Source organism: Ruegeria sp. HKCCA5763 (genome assembly GCF_013034545.1).
GTDB lineage: Bacteria > Pseudomonadota > Alphaproteobacteria > Rhodobacterales > Rhodobacteraceae > Ruegeria.
Window position 1 is genome coordinate 22,035 of sequence record NZ_WQGF01000007.1, and the last position, 16,144, is coordinate 38,178.

The 16,144-nt window shown below is 57.7% G+C and carries 15 protein-coding genes and 1 pseudogene; 6 read left to right on the forward strand and 10 right to left on the reverse strand.

The window, feature by feature from the left end; translation table 11 throughout:
• Positions 1 to 24: 24 nt before the first annotated feature.
• Positions 25 to 1,044, forward strand: coding sequence for a ribose-phosphate pyrophosphokinase (locus tag GOV89_RS12895; protein ID WP_171181365.1), 1,020 nt, complete (start codon positions 25 to 27; stop codon positions 1,042 to 1,044).
• 112 nt (positions 1,045 to 1,156) lie between these two features.
• The gene (gene rpiB, locus GOV89_RS12900) at positions 1,157 to 1,606 is read left to right on the forward strand and encodes a ribose 5-phosphate isomerase B (protein WP_171181363.1); all 450 of its coding nucleotides are present in this window, start codon (positions 1,157 to 1,159) and stop codon (positions 1,604 to 1,606) included.
• Positions 1,607 to 1,645: 39 nt separating this feature from the next.
• On the opposite strand, the gene GOV89_RS12905 is transcribed toward rpiB, so the two are convergent.
• The 7 genes from GOV89_RS12905 to GOV89_RS12935 all read right to left on the reverse strand — a co-directional run bounded on the left by GOV89_RS12905 (position 1,646) and on the right by GOV89_RS12935 (position 8,004).
• Positions 1,646 to 1,996 carry an H-type lectin domain-containing protein gene (locus tag GOV89_RS12905; protein ID WP_171235984.1) on the reverse strand — a complete coding sequence of 117 codons (351 nt, stop codon included), beginning with the start codon at positions 1,994 to 1,996 and terminating at the stop codon, positions 1,646 to 1,648.
• Positions 1,997 to 2,109: 113 nt separating this feature from the next.
• Entirely contained in the window at positions 2,110 to 2,520 is a 411-nt protein-coding gene (locus tag GOV89_RS12910; RefSeq protein ID WP_171181359.1) for a F0F1 ATP synthase subunit epsilon, read from the reverse strand.
• Between the two features lie 12 nt (positions 2,521 to 2,532).
• Positions 2,533 to 3,957 carry a F0F1 ATP synthase subunit beta gene (atpD, locus tag GOV89_RS12915; protein WP_171181356.1) on the reverse strand — a complete coding sequence of 475 codons (1,425 nt, stop codon included), beginning with the start codon at positions 3,955 to 3,957 and terminating at the stop codon, positions 2,533 to 2,535.
• 18 nt (positions 3,958 to 3,975) lie between these two features.
• Positions 3,976 to 4,854 (reverse strand): F0F1 ATP synthase subunit gamma, encoded by an 879-nt coding sequence (locus GOV89_RS12920; protein WP_171181354.1) that lies wholly within the window; start codon positions 4,852 to 4,854, stop codon positions 3,976 to 3,978.
• 12 nt (positions 4,855 to 4,866) lie between these two features.
• Entirely contained in the window at positions 4,867 to 6,405 is a 1,539-nt protein-coding gene (gene atpA, locus GOV89_RS12925) for a F0F1 ATP synthase subunit alpha (protein WP_171181352.1), read from the reverse strand.
• Positions 6,406 to 6,966: a F0F1 ATP synthase subunit delta gene (locus GOV89_RS12930; protein WP_171238354.1), complete on the reverse strand. Its 561-nt coding sequence runs from the start codon at positions 6,964 to 6,966 to the stop codon at positions 6,406 to 6,408.
• Between the two features lie 303 nt (positions 6,967 to 7,269).
• The gene (locus tag GOV89_RS12935) at positions 7,270 to 8,004 is read right to left on the reverse strand and encodes a class I SAM-dependent methyltransferase (RefSeq protein ID WP_171181412.1); all 735 of its coding nucleotides are present in this window, start codon (positions 8,002 to 8,004) and stop codon (positions 7,270 to 7,272) included.
• Positions 8,005 to 8,047: 43 nt separating this feature from the next.
• Here GOV89_RS12935 and gloB point away from each other — a divergent pair, with 43 nt between their 5' ends.
• The 4 genes and pseudogenes from gloB (at position 8,048) to GOV89_RS22865 (ending at position 12,352) form a co-directional block, all read left to right on the forward strand.
• A complete protein-coding gene (gene gloB / locus GOV89_RS12940; protein ID WP_254451526.1) occupies positions 8,048 to 8,833 on the forward strand; it encodes a hydroxyacylglutathione hydrolase in 786 nt (261 codons plus the stop codon).
• 174 nt (positions 8,834 to 9,007) lie between these two features.
• A complete protein-coding gene (gene clpA, locus GOV89_RS12945; protein ID WP_171181346.1) occupies positions 9,008 to 11,332 on the forward strand; it encodes an ATP-dependent Clp protease ATP-binding subunit ClpA in 2,325 nt (774 codons plus the stop codon).
• A 133-nt stretch (positions 11,333 to 11,465) separates the two neighbouring features.
• Complete coding sequence (locus GOV89_RS12950) at positions 11,466 to 11,762, forward strand: hypothetical protein (RefSeq protein WP_171181344.1); 297 nt, start codon at positions 11,466 to 11,468, stop codon at positions 11,760 to 11,762.
• Positions 11,759 to 12,352 (forward strand): annotated as a pseudogene (locus GOV89_RS22865) (YHYH protein). Before GOV89_RS12950 ends, GOV89_RS22865 begins: the two are co-directional and overlap by 4 nt.
• Positions 12,353 to 12,403: 51 nt before the next feature.
• Here the strand turns inward: GOV89_RS22865 and GOV89_RS12965 are convergent.
• The 3 genes from GOV89_RS12965 to GOV89_RS12975 all read right to left on the reverse strand — a co-directional run bounded on the left by GOV89_RS12965 (position 12,404) and on the right by GOV89_RS12975 (position 16,097).
• Positions 12,404 to 13,060, reverse strand: a complete 657-nt coding sequence (locus GOV89_RS12965) for a hypothetical protein (RefSeq protein ID WP_171238355.1) — start codon at positions 13,058 to 13,060, stop codon at positions 12,404 to 12,406.
• A 112-nt stretch (positions 13,061 to 13,172) separates the two neighbouring features.
• Positions 13,173 to 14,915 (reverse strand): peptidoglycan -binding protein, encoded by a 1,743-nt coding sequence (locus GOV89_RS12970; protein WP_171238356.1) that lies wholly within the window; start codon positions 14,913 to 14,915, stop codon positions 13,173 to 13,175.
• Positions 14,916 to 14,918: 3 nt separating this feature from the next.
• Positions 14,919 to 16,097, reverse strand: coding sequence for a biopolymer transporter ExbB (locus tag GOV89_RS12975; protein WP_171181335.1), 1,179 nt, complete (start codon positions 16,095 to 16,097; stop codon positions 14,919 to 14,921).
• Between the last annotated feature and the right edge of the window lie 47 nt (positions 16,098 to 16,144).

Consider the following 16,144-nt stretch of genomic DNA (forward strand, 5'->3'; position numbering starts at 1 on the left):
AAAGCTGCCCGGGGACCTCAGCCGATGCCGACACTCCACGAACCCAAGCTCATCGCTGGGAACGCCAATCTTCCGCTTGCCGAATCCATCGCTCGCCGCATGAGCTTGTATCGCGGCGTTGACCAGGGTCTGGTCGATGCGCGGGTCGAGCGGTTCAATGACGGCGAGATCTTTGTCGAAGTGTTCGAAAACGTCCGGGGCGAGGACATGTTCATCGTCCAGCCGACGTCGAACCCGGCAAATGATAACCTGATGGAACTGCTGATCATTGCCGATGCGTTGCGCCGCTCTTCCGCACAAAGGATCACAGCCGTGATCCCTTATTTCGGCTATGCCCGTCAGGATCGTCGCACCAAGGCCCGGACACCAATCAGCGCCAAGCTTGTTGCCAACATGCTGACAGGTGCTGGGATCGAACGCGTCCTGACAATGGACCTGCACGCAGCACAAATTCAGGGGTTCTTTGATATCCCGGTGGACAACCTCTATGCTTCGCCGATTTTTGCGCTGGATGTGAAGCATCAGTTCAAGAACAACATGGACGAGATCATGGTTGTTTCGCCAGACGTCGGCGGCGTGGCCCGCGCCCGCGAACTGGCCAAGCGGATCAATGCCCCGCTGTCGATCGTCGACAAGCGCCGCGAGAAAGCGGGTGAAGTGGCCGAAATGACGGTGATCGGAGACGTAAAAGACAAGATCTGTCTGATCGTGGACGACATGTGTGATACCGCTGGCACACTCTGCAAGGCGGCGCAGGTCCTGCTGGATAACGGCGCGAAAGAGGTTCACTCCTACATCACGCATGGTGTCATGAGTGGCCCGGCGGTTGAACGTGTCACCAATTCGGTGATGAAGTCGCTTGTTCTGACCGACACGATCCAACCCACCAAAGAGATTGCGCAGGCCAAAAACATTCGCATCGTGCCAACCGCGCCAATCTTTACTCAGGCAATCCTGAACATCTGGAACGGCACCAGCGTGTCTTCGCTATTCGAAGACAAGACACTTACGCCGATCTACGAATCCATGTACCAGATGGATTGAGTTCCCAGGGGCGGCCAAACAAGCCGCCCTTTTGCTTTTTGAAACACTGATCCGTTCTGCTTGCCCCTCGCTAGCATGAGCTTGGATCCGCGAAAGAGGAAAGTGACCTCCGATGTCCGCAAACAAACGTATTGTTCTGTCCAGTGACCACGCCGCGATCGATTTGCGCCAGGCTGTGGCGAAACACATCGCGCAACAAGGCTGGGACGTAGTCGATATCGGCCCGAATACACCGGAAAGCACCCACTACCCCAAGCATGGCAAAGCCGCGGCCGAAGCTGTTGCATCCGGTGATTGCGGTTTGGGCATCATCCTCTGCGGCACCGGCCAGGGCATCATGATGGCCGCAAACAAAGTGCCGGGCATTCGCTGTGGCGTTTGTTCAGACGCCTTTTCGGCCCGAATGATCCGCCAGCACAACAACGCCAATATGCTGTCAATCGGTGCGCGCGTTGTCGGCGAAGGTCAGGCGCTGGACATCGTTGATGCGTTTCTGAGTGCCGAGTTCGAAGGCGGCCGCCACGCCACGCGGGTGGACATGATCGAAGCGCAGGGAAACTGACACCTGCGCTTCCTTAAAGCGCGATGGTCTGAACCCGGATCAGGAGATATTCCAGTCATCCGGGTGCGCGACCTCTCCTATCGCGGTCCAGCTTGCTCGGATGCGAGCGATACGAGTGTCGGACCATGTGCGAAACACCGCTTCGAACCCTTCGGTGGTGATGTTTTCAGCCTGCACCTCGGCCCGCAGCGCCGAAGACGTATCTACATCCCATAGCGATATACCGATCTGAACCACAGGCGGTTTGCGAAACGGTTCTTTGAACTGAATGGGCGTGCGACGTTCCCTGGGGCCCTGCCCTGTCCACATCTCACCGCCTTCGGCAAATTCCGAAAACAGCACATCTTCGCCCTGATCAATGCCAATGGGATGGGTAAGGAACTTTTTCATTCTGTCATCATTATTCTTGAATTCCCGAAAGTTATCCCGGCAATTCGGCAAAAGCACGACAAAAAAACGGCCCCGCAAAGCGAGGCCGTCCAAATTTTTCACGGACAAGCCGGTTATAGGCTCATATGTGTCCCAAGCGCTTCCATGTCGGCCAGCAGCTTGGCGGCATCGTCGACAATGGTCTGATCATCGCCACCCTTTGCTGCCTCGTGCGAGGCGCGAGCGTCTTCGATCAGCTCGTCCAGATGCGCGCGGGTTACTTCGGCCACCGGAATGGCCTTTTCGGCCAGAACCGAAAGGCTGTCGCCGTTGATCTGGGCAAACCCGCCGGTGACCAGGTATTCGCTGGACCCTTCAGGTGCCTCAACCTTCAGCAGACCGGGGCGCAACGTGGTGATGGTGGGGGCATGGTCGGGCATCGCCGTCATGTCCCCGTCCGCGCCGGGAATCTGGACCGCGGTGGCCGCGAGCGAAGCAAGGCTCCGCTCGGGGCTGACGAGGTCGAATTGCATCGTGTTTGCCATCAGGGATACTCCTTAGGCGGCTTCTGCTGCCATCTTCTCGGCTTTGGCGATCACTTCTTCGATACCGCCAACCATTAGGAAGGCTGCTTCGGGCAGGTGATCGTATTCGCCAGCGACAACCGCTTTGAACGACGCGATGGTCACATCAAGAGGAACCTGAACGCCGGGCGAACCGGTGAAGACTTCGGCCACGTCGAACGGCTGCGACAGGAAGCGTTCGATCTTACGGGCACGGGCCACGGTCAGTTTGTCCTCTTCCGACAGTTCGTCCATGCCGAGGATGGCGATGATGTCCTGCAGCGACTTGTAGCGCTGGAGGATCTGCTGAACGTCGGTCGCAACCTTGTAGTGCTCTTCACCAACGATAGCTGGGTCGAGCAGACGCGAGGTCGAGTCGAGCGGGTCAACCGCAGGGTAAATACCCTTTTCCGAGATCGCACGGTTAAGAACGGTGGTCGCGTCCAGGTGCGCAAACGAGGTTGCCGGCGCAGGGTCGGTAAGGTCGTCCGCAGGCACGTAGATCGCCTGCACCGAGGTGATCGAGCCCGACTTGGTCGAGGTGATGCGTTCCTGCAGGGCGCCCATGTCGGTGGCCAGTGTCGGCTGGTAGCCCACCGCCGAAGGAATACGGCCCAGCAGAGCCGAAACCTCGGAACCCGCCTGCGTAAAGCGGAAGATGTTGTCGACGAAGAACAGAACGTCGGTACCGGACTGGTCACGGAACTGCTCGGCCAGGGTCAGACCGGTCAGAGCAACACGCGCACGCGCACCCGGAGGTTCGTTCATCTGACCGTAAACCAGGGCCACTTGGCTTTCCGACAGGTTGTCCGGCTTGATAACGTTCGATTCGATCATCTCGTGGTACAGGTCGTTCCCTTCACGGGTCCGTTCACCAACACCCGCGAACACCGAGAAGCCCGAGTGCACTTTTGCGATGTTGTTGATCAGTTCCATGATCAGAACGGTTTTACCAACGCCGGCACCGCCGAACAGGCCGATCTTACCGCCTTTGGCGTAAGGGGCCAGCAGGTCAACAACCTTGATGCCGGTAACCAGAACTTCCGATTCAGTCGACTGTTCGTCGAAGGTCGGTGCAGGCTGGTGGATCGCGCGGGCCTCAGACGCTTCAACCGGGCCCTTCTCGTCGATCGGCTCGCCAACTACGTTCAGGATACGACCCAGGGTGGCGTTACCAACCGGCACCGAGATCGGCGCGCCTGTGTCGGTTACTTCCTCGCCACGGACCAGACCTTCGGTCGCGTCCATCGCGATGGTACGTACGGTGTTTTCACCCAGGTGCTGAGCAACTTCCAACACCAGACGCTTGCCGTTGTTGGTGGTTTCCAGCGCGTTCAGAATTTCAGGCAGCGCGTCATCGAACTGCACGTCAACGACGGCCCCGATGATCTGTGTGACTTTGCCTTTTGCATTCGCCATGTTTCGTCTCCGGTTTTCTTACAGCGCTTCGGCGCCGGAAATAATTTCAATCAGCTCGTTGGTGATCACGGCCTGACGCGAGCGGTTGAACTGGATCGTCAGCTTGTCGATCATTTCACCCGCGTTACGTGTCGCGTTGTCCATCGCGGACATCCGTGCACCCTGTTCAGACGCTCCGTTTTCGAGCAGAGCCGAGAAGATCGCGGTCGCAACCCCCTTGGGCAGCAGATCGGCCAAAATGGCCTCTTCGCTGGGCTCGTAATCGAAGATGGCACCGCTGTCGTCACCTGCCGCTTCGTCCTCGAACGAGGCGGGGATGACCTGCTGTGCCGTCGGGATCTGGGTCACAACGTTGACGAACTTCGAATAGAAGATCGTGGCAACGTCGAACTCACCCCCGTCGAAACGAGACAGGATGTCCTTTGCGATGTCCTGCGCGTTGGAATACCCCAGACGCTTGACCTCGCTCAGGTCCACATGTCCGACGAACAGATCGCCCAAATCACGCTTAAGCGCGTCGCGGCCTTTTTTGCCGACGGTCAGAACTTTGACCGTCTTGCCTTTGCCGCGCAGCTCTTCCGCTTTGGCGCGGGCAAGCTTGGCGATGTTCGCGTTGAAGCCGCCACACAGGCCGCGTTCAGCTGTCATCACAACCAGCAGATGGACATCATCACTGCCCGTACCACGGAGCAGCTTGGGGGCGCTGTCGCTGCCCCCGACCGACGCCGCCAGCCCCGCCATCACGGCATTGAACCGTTCAGCATAGGGACGCGAGGCTTCGGCAGATTCCTGGGCGCGGCGCAGTTTTGCAGCCGCGACCATCTGCATGGCCTTGGTGATCTTGCGGGTCGATTTGACCGACTCGATCCTGTTTTTAAGGTCCTTCAGACTAGGCATCGGAACCTCCTATCAAGCGAAGGTTGCGGCGTATTCGTCGATCGCTGCCTTGATCTTGTCGGACGCGTCACCCTTGATCTTCGGATCTTCGTCGGTGAGCCACTTCAGCAGGTCCGCATGTTTGCCACGCAGATGTGCCAGAAGACCGGCTTCATAGCGGCCAACATCCGTGACTTCGATCTTGTCGAGGTAACCGTTGGTACCTGCGAAGATGACGCAGACGATTTCCGCGTTGGTCAGCGGCGAGTACTGCGGCTGTTTCATCAGCTCGGTCAGACGCGCACCACGGTTCAGCAGCTGCTGAGTTGCGGCGTCGAGGTCCGAACCAAACTGGGCAAAGGCCGCCATTTCACGGTACTGAGCCAGTTCCAGCTTAACCGGGCCAGCAACCGATTTCATCGCGTTGGTCTGGGCCGACGAGCCCACGCGCGAAACCGACAGACCGGTGTTCACAGCGGGACGAATGCCCTGATAGAACAGTTCGGTTTCCAGGAAGATCTGACCGTCAGTGATCGAGATCACGTTGGTCGGAATAAACGCCGAAACGTCACCACCCTGAGTTTCGATAACCGGCAGAGCGGTCAGCGAACCTGCACCAAAGTCTTCGTTCAGCTTCGCCGAACGTTCCAGCAGGCGCGAGTGGAGGTAGAAAACGTCACCCGGGTAAGCTTCACGTCCGGGCGGACGACGCAGCAACAGGGACATCTGACGATAGGACACAGCCTGCTTCGACAGGTCATCATAGATGATCAGAGCGTGGCGGCCGTTGTCACGGAAGTATTCAGCCATCGCGGTCGCGGCGTAAGGTGCAAGGAACTGCATCGGTGCCGGGTCGGACGCGGTCGCGGCCACAACGATCGAGTATTCAATCGCGCCGGACTCTTCCAGTTTCTTCACCAGCTGCGCAACGGTCGAACGCTTTTGACCAACCGCGACGTAAACACAGTACAGTTTCTTCGACTCGTCGTCGCCTGCTGCGTCGTTGTAAACCTTCTGGTTCAGGATGGTGTCCAGAGCCACAGCGGTTTTACCGGTCTGACGGTCACCAATGATCAGTTCCCGCTGGCCACGGCCAATCGGGATCATCGCGTCAACCGATTTCAGGCCGGTTGCCATCGGCTCGTGCACCGATTTACGCGGGATGATGCCGGGCGCTTTGACGTCGGCAACACCACGCTTGGAAGCATTGATCGGGCCTTTGCCGTCCAGCGGGTTGCCCAGACCGTCAACGACACGGCCCAGCAGCTCGTCACCAATCGGAACGTCCACGATCGAGTTGGTGCGCTTAACAGTGTCACCTTCTTTGATGTCACGGTCGGAACCGAAGATAACGACACCAACGTTGTCGCTTTCCAGGTTCAGGGCCATACCCATGATGCCACCGGGAAATTCGACCATCTCACCGGCTTGCACATTGTCCAGGCCGTATACACGGGCAATCCCGTCACCGACGCTCAGCACGCGGCCGATCTCGGCCACTTCGGCTTCCTGACCAAAATTCTTGATCTGGTCCTTCAGGATTGCAGAAATCTCTGCAGCTTGGATTCCCATTTATCCGACCTCTTTCATTGCATTCTGTAGGGAGTTCAGCTTCGAACGGATCGAACTGTCGATCATCTTCGAGCCCACTTTAACGACTAGACCGCCGATGAGGCTTTCATCCACGGTCGCATTGATAGTCACGGTCTTGCCCACGCGCTCGGACAGCGTCTTGGACAGTTTTTCCATTTGCGTCTTGGTCAGCGCTTTGGCCGAGGCAACATCTGCGGTCACTTCGCCACGCTCGTCTGCCAGCATGTCGCGCAGAACCTGCACCAGCTGCGGTACGACGAACAAACGGCGCTTCTGCGCCATCAGACCCAACGTGTTGCGCAGAATCGCGTTCAGGCCCATCTTATCTGCAATCGCGGTGATCGCACCTTCCTGTTCGGCGCGGGAAACCAGCGGCGAGGCAATCAGGTCGTGCAACTCGGCACTGTCGCACAGTGCTGCTGCCAGATCATTGATGCCGGTTTCCAGACCTGCGAGGTCTTTGTTGTCTTTTGCGATCTCGAAGATCGCGGTGGCATAGCGCTCGGCGATGCCTGTGGAAATCGAAGCTGGTTCGGACACGTCCACCCTTCCGATATTTTGGGCCCCGAATTCGCGTTGCGGCAGCTACCCCGGGGGCGTGAAGAAACCCCGTCCAGAAGGCCGGGGATCAAAATCACCGGGGATGTAGCAGAGGTGTTCCAACCAAGCAATACGCTATAGCGGTAACAGAATTATCCACAAAGTGTTGATTTTCATGCACTTAGCTCAAGTGCGACGGTTTGAACCCATCAGCTCAGTTGAAAAATGTTACGAATATGCAGGTTTTTGCGATTCCTGTGACTTTTTTCGCGCAATTTTATCGCTTCGGAAGGCCAGCGATTGTCACGCAGGTTTCAACAAACCGTCCAGCGCCTTGATCGGTTTTTTAACCGCATCTTTAGTCACGCTGCCGCTGGGCGGGCGAATGTGTTTGCTGACCTCAACCATCAGCACACCCCCAGCCATGACGGTCGGAATACGTTGCCCGGTTTTTTCAATCAGGCCGCCGGATTTCAGCCAGAAACGGCGAAACGAGGGCGGTCGATACAGAGCCGAACAATGCGTTTCGGGCAGAAAGTGATGCGCCTTGAGCTGGTTTTCCAACTGTGTGGCGGAATAGGGTCGCCCAAAGCCAAATGGCGTTTTGTCCGTCCGTGACCACAGACCGCCTCTGTTGGGAACAATAAATACAGCCCGCCCGCCGGGCCCCAGAACGCGCCAGCATTCATCCAACAGCTGGTTTGGCCTCTCTGACGTTTCCAGCCCATGCATCACAACAAGCTTGTCCACGTGACCGGTTTCAATCGGCCAAAGCGTTTCTTCGGTCAGAACAGACACATTGGGCATTCCCGCAGGCCAGGGCATGACGCCCTGCGGGCCAGGCATCAGCCCGATGACGCGGCGCGCATCTGCCAGGTACGGGCGCAACAACGGCACAGCAAAGCCGAATCCGGCCACTGTCTGCCCCTTGGCCTCGGGCCAAAGCTCTATCAAACGCCCGCGAATGGCCGCCTGCGCCGCACGCCCCAACGTGCTTCGATAGTAAAAGTTCCTCAGATCCTGCACATCAAGATGCATTGCGGACATCCGGTCAATCGGCTTAGCTGGGCGCAGTCTAGCAATGAAAGGGCAAAAAGCCATGCCTCTTGAGATCGTTACAATCCCATGCCTGAGCGACAATTACGCCTTTCTGGCCCACGACGCCACGAGCGGCCAGACCGCGCTGATCGACGCCCCCGAAGCTGCACCGATTCTGCAGGCGCTGGATGATAAAGGATGGACGCTTTCACATGTGCTTTTGACCCATCACCACTGGGATCACGTCGACGGGCTATCAGGCATTCTGGAAAAACACCCTGCACAGGTTGTCGGAGCCGCGGCGGATGCCCATCGCTTGCCGTCGCTGGATCTACAGGTGGTCGAGGGCGACAGCTTTGAAATCGGAGGGGAACAAGTTCAGGTTCTGGATGTATCCGGCCACACTGTGGGGCATGTCGCATACTACATGCCTCAAAGTGCTGCGGTATTTACCGCCGACAGTCTCATGGCGCTGGGCTGTGGTCGTCTTTTCGAGGGCACACCGGACCAGATGTGGGCATCTTTAAGTAAACTGGCCGCCCTGCCCGATGACACTTTGGTCTGCTCTGGACATGAATATACACAATCCAACGCTAAATTTGCCATTACCGTTGATCCGGACAACCCTGACCTGAAGGCGCGCATCGCGGATATTGAACGGGCGCGTGCCGCCGGAGAAGCCACTGTCCCGTCGATTCTGGCGCTGGAAAGGGCAACAAATCCGTTTCTGAGGGCTGCTGACCCGGCGATTCAAGCCCATTTAGGCATGACAGGCGCGCGTCCCGAGGCCGTTTTTGCGGAAATCCGGGGTAGAAAAGACCGGTTCTGATGCCTATTTGACCCTCTTCACGGTCACGGTCACAACAAATGTGACTGTCAAGTGAAAGAAAACCCTTGAAGCCGGACGCCGATCAACCAAACTCTAATAGTATGAGGACATGGTTGGATTGGGGTTCCGGCCGCAAGCCCGCCCCCTTCTGACCCAAGACAGAGGAGCACCCGCGTGCCTTCATTCTCGAGCACACTGGAACAAGCCATCCACGCGGCCTTGGCGGCTGCGAATGAACGGCGTCATGAATTTGCAACGCTAGAGCATCTGCTGCTGGCGCTTCTGGAAGAACCCGATGCGGTGCGCGTCATGAAAGCGTGTAGCGTCGATCTGGATGAGCTGCGCAGCACCTTGGTGGAATTCATTGACGAGGATCTTTCGAATCTGGTCACGGATATCGACGGGTCAGAAGCTGTTCCAACGGCTGCGTTCCAGCGCGTAATTCAGCGCGCCGCGATTCATGTACAAAGCTCGGGCCGGACCGAAGTGACCGGCGCCAACGTACTGGTTGCCATTTTCGCAGAACGCGAAAGCAATGCCGCCTATTTCCTGCAAGAACAGGACATGACCCGTTACGACGCGGTCAATTTCATCGCCCATGGCGTGGCCAAGGATCCCGCTTTTGGCGAAAGCCGCTCGGTTTCGGGTGCGGATCAGGTGGAAGAAGACGCACAGACCACATCCGGCGAAACCGAACAAAAAGAAAGCGCGCTGGGGAAATACTGCGTCGATCTGAACGCGAAGTCGCGTGCTGGAGACGTCGATCCGCTCATCGGGCGCTCGGATGAGGTGGAACGCTGCATCCAGGTGCTGTGCCGCCGCCGCAAGAACAACCCGCTGCTGGTGGGTGATCCGGGCGTTGGCAAAACCGCCATCGCAGAAGGTCTGGCCCACAAAATCGTGGCCGGAGAAGCGCCTGATGTGCTAGCCAATACCACTATCTATTCGCTGGACATGGGCGCGCTGCTGGCCGGAACCCGCTATCGCGGTGACTTCGAAGAGCGCTTGAAAGCGGTTGTCACCGAGTTGGAGGATCATCCCGACGCCGTACTGTTTATTGACGAGATTCATACCGTGATCGGTGCCGGAGCTACTTCGGGCGGGGCGATGGATGCCTCGAACCTGCTGAAGCCCGCGCTTCAGGGCGGCAAACTGCGCACCATGGGTTCGACCACTTACAAGGAGTTTCGTCAGCATTTCGAAAAAGACCGCGCACTGAGCCGCCGGTTCCAGAAGATCGACGTGAATGAACCTTCGGTCGAGGACAGCGTCAAGATTTTGCGCGGCCTGAAACCCTATTTCGAAGAGCATCACGAGATCAAGTATACCGCCGACGCGATCAAAACCGCCGTCGAGCTTTCGGCACGTTATATCAACGATCGCAAGCTGCCCGACAAAGCCATCGACGTGATAGATGAGGCGGGCGCGGCGCAGCATCTGGTAGCCGAAAGCAAACGCCGCAAAACCATCGGGGTTAAAGAGATTGAGGCAGTTGTTGCCAAGATCGCCCGCATCCCACCCAAGAATGTCACCAAGGACGATGCCGAGGTTCTGAAGGACCTCGAAACCTCGCTCAAACGTGTAGTCTTTGGTCAGGATGATGCCATTGTGGCGCTGTCCAGTGCAATCAAGCTGGCCCGTGCGGGTCTGCGTGAGCCTGAAAAGCCCATCGGCAACTACCTGTTCGCGGGTCCAACAGGTGTGGGTAAAACCGAAGTTGCGAAACAACTGGCGGACACGCTGGGCGTAGAACTGCTGCGCTTCGACATGTCGGAATACATGGAGAAACACGCAGTCAGCCGCCTGATCGGTGCACCTCCGGGTTATGTTGGGTTTGATCAGGGCGGTCTGCTGACTGACGGTGTCGACCAGCATCCACATTGTGTGCTGCTGCTTGATGAGATCGAGAAAGCCCACCCTGATGTGTTCAACATCCTGTTGCAGGTTATGGACCACGGTGAGCTGACGGATCACAATGGACGCACGGTGAACTTCCGGAACGTGGTTCTGATCATGACCTCGAACGCGGGCGCACAGGAACAGGCCAAAGCGGCCATCGGTTTCGGACGCGACCGTCGCGAGGGCGAAGATACCGCCGCGATCGAGCGTACGTTTACACCGGAATTCCGTAACCGTCTGGATGCAGTGATCTCTTTCGCGCCGCTTCCGAAAGAGGTCATCTTGCAAGTGGTCGAGAAGTTCGTCCTACAGCTTGAAGCACAGCTGTTGGATCGCGGCGTGACCATCGATCTGACGCCCAAAGCCGCTGAATGGCTGGCTGACAAGGGCTATGACGATAAGATGGGTGCGCGTCCGCTTGGCCGCGTCATTCAGGAACACATCAAGAAGCCTCTGGCCGAAGAACTGCTGTTCGGTAAGCTGGCTAAGGGTGGTGTGGTTCGTGTCTCGGTCAAAAAGGGCGAACTGGATCTTGAGATTCTGGGCCCGGATCAGCGACGCATTCCGGGTGACAAACCTCCGTTGTTGACGGCGGATTGACCTGAAAACTGATCTTAATTTCGAAACCCGGCGACATAAATCGCCGGGTTTTTTCTGGTGTTTCAAAGCAACTTCGACGGAACCGGGGTTTTGCAGCGTGTAATCCTCTACGATCAAAATCAGAGGTGGATACATGAGCAAGACTTCAGTTGTGTGGGCCACTGCCTTTGCCGTTTCGGTAATCGCGGCCATTGCGACGGCTCAGCACAGGTTTCGCTACCACGATGAAACGAGCGCTGAGCCTCTCAGATTAGTGCCGGCCACTGTGGACCCCGGGGAAAACAGCGCATCGGTGAGGGAGACAGGTAGCAAGATCAAAGTGACGGGTAACGGAATTCCCGATCATCTGGTCGGACAGTTTCCGAACAGCGGCAACCCGCATCAGATCGAAACGCAGAAGGTCAGGCTCAGGCTTACAGCCCCCCCATGACCAAGGGCACGGTCACGCCTCTGCGCACGGGGTGGAACTTTGGCGTATCTCTTAACGGGATCGCGTTTGACCCGCTGGCGGCCGAGTTCTGGCATGGCGACCCAAACTCCGGATGGTCCTACAGTGCTTTGGGTGGCTCCATTTTCCTGGGACTGGATGCCAATTATGCCCATGTGCAGCCGAACGGAAAGTATCACTATCACGACGTACCAACCGGGCTGATCGAGCTTTTGGAATGGTCAGCTTCAGAGCATTCACCATAGGTCGGATACGCCGCTGATGGTTTTCCGATCTATGCGATGACCGGTGCAATCGATGGGAAAGTGACTGAAATGAAATCGTCCTTTCGCCTGAAGTCCGGAAACAGACCGGGTGGCCGCGAACCGAACGGGCGATATGACGGCACTTTCAACGAAGATTACGAATATGTTGAGGGCCAAGGACATTTGGACCAATGCAACGGAACCGTCACAGTTTCAGCCGAGTATCCAAACGGGACCTACGCCTATTTCCTGACCCAGGATTACCCCTTTGTGCCTCGGTGCTTCATGGGCACACCGGATCAAAGCTTTAAGTTTGGTAGAGGTTAGGCACATTGCACCTGTCAGGTGCTTGCGCGGAAAAGGTTCCGTTTTCTGTCTCTAGCGAAGGCGGGATTGACCGCTTCGCACCGGCACCGGGAATAGCACTGGCAAAGATTTTGGCTTCCTGCCCCAAGCCTCATAGTAAGCGGCAAGGATGCAAAAGGCATAACGTGGCGCGGTGCGGCCTTGGGCCAGGGCGGACAGGACCGTAATGCCCAAATCGCGGGCCTTGCGCAATCGTCCGGCCTTCGTGGGCACAAAATACTCAAAATCGATGAATCGCATCTGCCGCCCATCCCAGCACATATCCCGAAATGCCGGGCGTCCATGGGCGAAACCCATCGCGTGAAGCCGCGCAAGCGCTTGGCCAGCGGCCCGGCACGCCCTGAGTTTTTCTGCCATGGTGACGGACATATCTGCGCAAAGCCTGGTCAGGCTGGCCCCGGCGTCTTCGACGGCGATGTACTCTTTGCTCTCAGCCACAATTCTGGGGACAGGCGCGCCGAAGTTCCACAAAAACCGATGAGATGACCGGTCTCGATCAAACGCGTTTTCAGGCTTTCCCTTCACCAGCCAGAGATGGGGTGCGAAACGTTCGACCCGCTTTAGCCAAAACCTGCGCCCCTTCGGGGTTTGGCAAAGGGTCACGCGCTGATAGGGCGCTCGCAAAGCGTGATCAATTGCAATGTGTACATCCGTTGCCTTGTCTCTCACAAACCGCTCCAATCAACCTATGGTTATGACATAGGTTGCATCGGCTGAATTTCATCTGGCTGACGATTAAAATCCGTTCATAAAGGCCCGTCACAGACAGTGACCGAAAAGATCAACGCTCGGTCAGTTTTAATTCGATCCGGCGGTTCTGCGCACGGGCTTCGGGCGTGTCAGCCGGATTGACCGGCTGGAACTCACCAAACCCGTTGGCGGCCAGACGGTTCGGCGGGATGCCCAGCGCATCAACCATGTAACGCACAACCGACAACGCACGGCCCTGGCTGAGTTCCCAGTTGTCGCGGTATCGGCCACTTCCGGCCAGCGGGACGTTGTCGGTGTGACCGTCAACGCGGATCACCCAGTTTAGACCGGTCGGAATCTCAGCGGCAACGCTACGCAGGATGTTGGCGACCTTGGCTACCTCCTGCCGCCCTTCAGCGGACAGCACGGCCGACCCTGTCGGGAACAGAACTTCGGACGAGAACACAAACCGGTCACCTTCGATCCGCACACCTTCCTGATCGCCAAGAACATCCCGCAAGCGGCCAAAGAACTCCGAGCGATAACGTTGCAGGTCTTCCGCTTGCGCCGCCAATTCCTCGTTCTGACCGGCCAACGCCTCGGCCTCGGCCTCAAGGCGCAGGCGTTCGGCTTCTTCCAACAGGCGGCGGCGGCGTTCTTCAGATGCGGCACGGGCCAGCGCCGCGTTCAGATCCTGCCCCAAAGTTTGAATCTGAATCTCTGCGGCCTCATTCCGCTCTTCAAAATCGTCGAGCAATGCCTGTAACGACCCCAACTGCCCGCGCAGGGCGGCGATTTGTTGGTTCAGCAATACCGCTTCGCGCTGCGCCTCGGCCGAGATTTCCTTCTCATCCGAAAGCGTCGATTCCGCCAAAGCCAGCAACGCCTGACGCTGTTCAGCCAGCGTTCGTTGTTCATCGGCATCTGCCTGTGCTTGCGTCTGTGCCTGCAAAGCGGCTTCAAGCTGGGCCCTTAACTCATCAGGATTCACGTCACCGAACCGGCTTTCCAGTTCGGCCTGCGCGGCTTGTGCGGCGGCCAGCAGGGTCAACGTGTCTTCGGCCTCTTGGCGTTGCGCTTCCAATGCCAACGTCATGGCGGTTAGTTCCGCATCGGCATCTTGCAGGCGATTGCGCAACGCCTCAGCGGCGGCGGCTTCGGCCAGGCGGGCGGCTTCTTCATCGCTCAGTTGCTGTTCAAGGGACGTGATTTGCGCTGCACGTTCCTCACCACTTTGCTCCAGATCGGCAACCAGTGCTTCCAGCGCCTCACGGCGGGCGGCTGCCAGTCGGGCGGCTTCGGTTTGCGCATCAATTTCTTCACGGCTTTGGGCCAGAGCGAGGTTCAGGGCCTCTTGCTCGGTCAGCAATTGCTCGCGCTGCGTCTCCAGCGCCACGATATCGCCCAGTGCCTGTTCCTGTTCGGCCAATAGGGCGGCAACCTGTGCTTCGAAATTTGTGATCCTCGTCTGCGCCTGATCCAAAGCCGCGGCCTGTCGGTCACGCTCGGTGGTCAGCGAGGCGATCAGAGATTGTGCCTGGGCCAGATCGTCTTCGGCCTGCGATAAGGTCGTGTTCAACGCCCCAAGTCGCGCCTGCAAGCGGCTGTTCTCACGCTCCTCGAGACCCAAAGCACCTGCAAGCGCCGCAACTTCATCCGCCAACGAGGTCAGTTCATCTTCTTGCCCCGAGATGGTTTCGCGCAATACGAACTGGATCACCATGAAGATGGTCAGGACAAAAGTCAGCACCATCAACAGACCCGTCATCGCATCCACGAACCCGGGCCAGACCGAGCCCTGGAACCGTTGACCGGTGCGGCGGGACAGCGCCATGGGTTACTCTCCTTCCGGCGTGGTGCGTACTGCGCCGCGCGGCAGAGTCAGTGCCTTGACCAGAAGTTCGATATCCTTACGGAATTCGTTCATGCTTTCCTGTCGACCCGCCGAAATCTCTTCGAGAATACGCAGCAACTGAACGTCCATTGAACGAAGCCGCATTCGGCTTTCCGCGTCGATACCCTCACCTGCGCCGTGTTCACGCATGTGATCCAGCAGCGCATCCTGCCCAAGCGCAACACGCTCCAAAGCCGAGGTGACACTTTCGCTATTGGCCTGACGATTGTTCATCTCACCGATCACATCGACCAGTTGACCTAGCTTAGCCGAAACCTCTGCCCGATCACTTTCCTGGGCTGAGAACAAATCCTGCAGGGCGTCCATCTGTTCGGACATGGCATCTAAGACCGGCGCGAGCACAGCGATCTCGGCTCCGCCTTCCTCACCGCCTGCAAAGCCAACGCGCGTAATCGAAGACAGCCATTCTTCGAGTTCACGATAAAACCTGTTCTGCCCGTGTCCGGCAAACACTTCGAGCAGACCGACGATCAGAGACCCGGCCAAGCCCAGCAAGGACGAACCAAACGCAACACCCATACCCTGCAACTGTGCCTCAAGCCCGGTCATCAGCCGGTTGAAGACGGCCAGACCTTCTTCGCCCTCCTGCGGGTTCAGGCTTCGGATGGTGTCAACGATGGCCGGAACGGTTGTCGCCAAACCAAAGAATGTGCCCAAAAGACCCAAATAGATCAGGACGTTGGTGATATAGCGGGTAATTTCTCGCTCTTCCTCGACCCGCTCCGCCACGGAATCCAGAATGGATCTGGTCGAGGTAGAACTGATCTGAGACCGGGCACCGCGCTCGCGCAATAGTGATGCCAAAGGGGCCAACAGCTGCGGTGTACGGGCGTCTTCTCGAACAACACCCCCCACAAAGGCTTCGATCCAGCGCACAGACCCAATCAGCTGTGTCACCTGATAGAAACACGCAAAAACGCCGATCAGGAATACCAGCAGGATAAAGCCATTCAGATACGGATTGGCGAAGAATACCGGCAGCACGTAGGGCAGCGCAAGAAACACACCCAGCCCGGACAGGCCGATTGCCATCAACATCAACAGGATTTGTCGTGTTGGATGCGAGAAATGGGGTCTCGCGCCCTGATGTGCCTGCGCCATGCGCGTGGTTCCCGGTCTTTGCCTGCTCTGCGATGAATCTAGCGAAA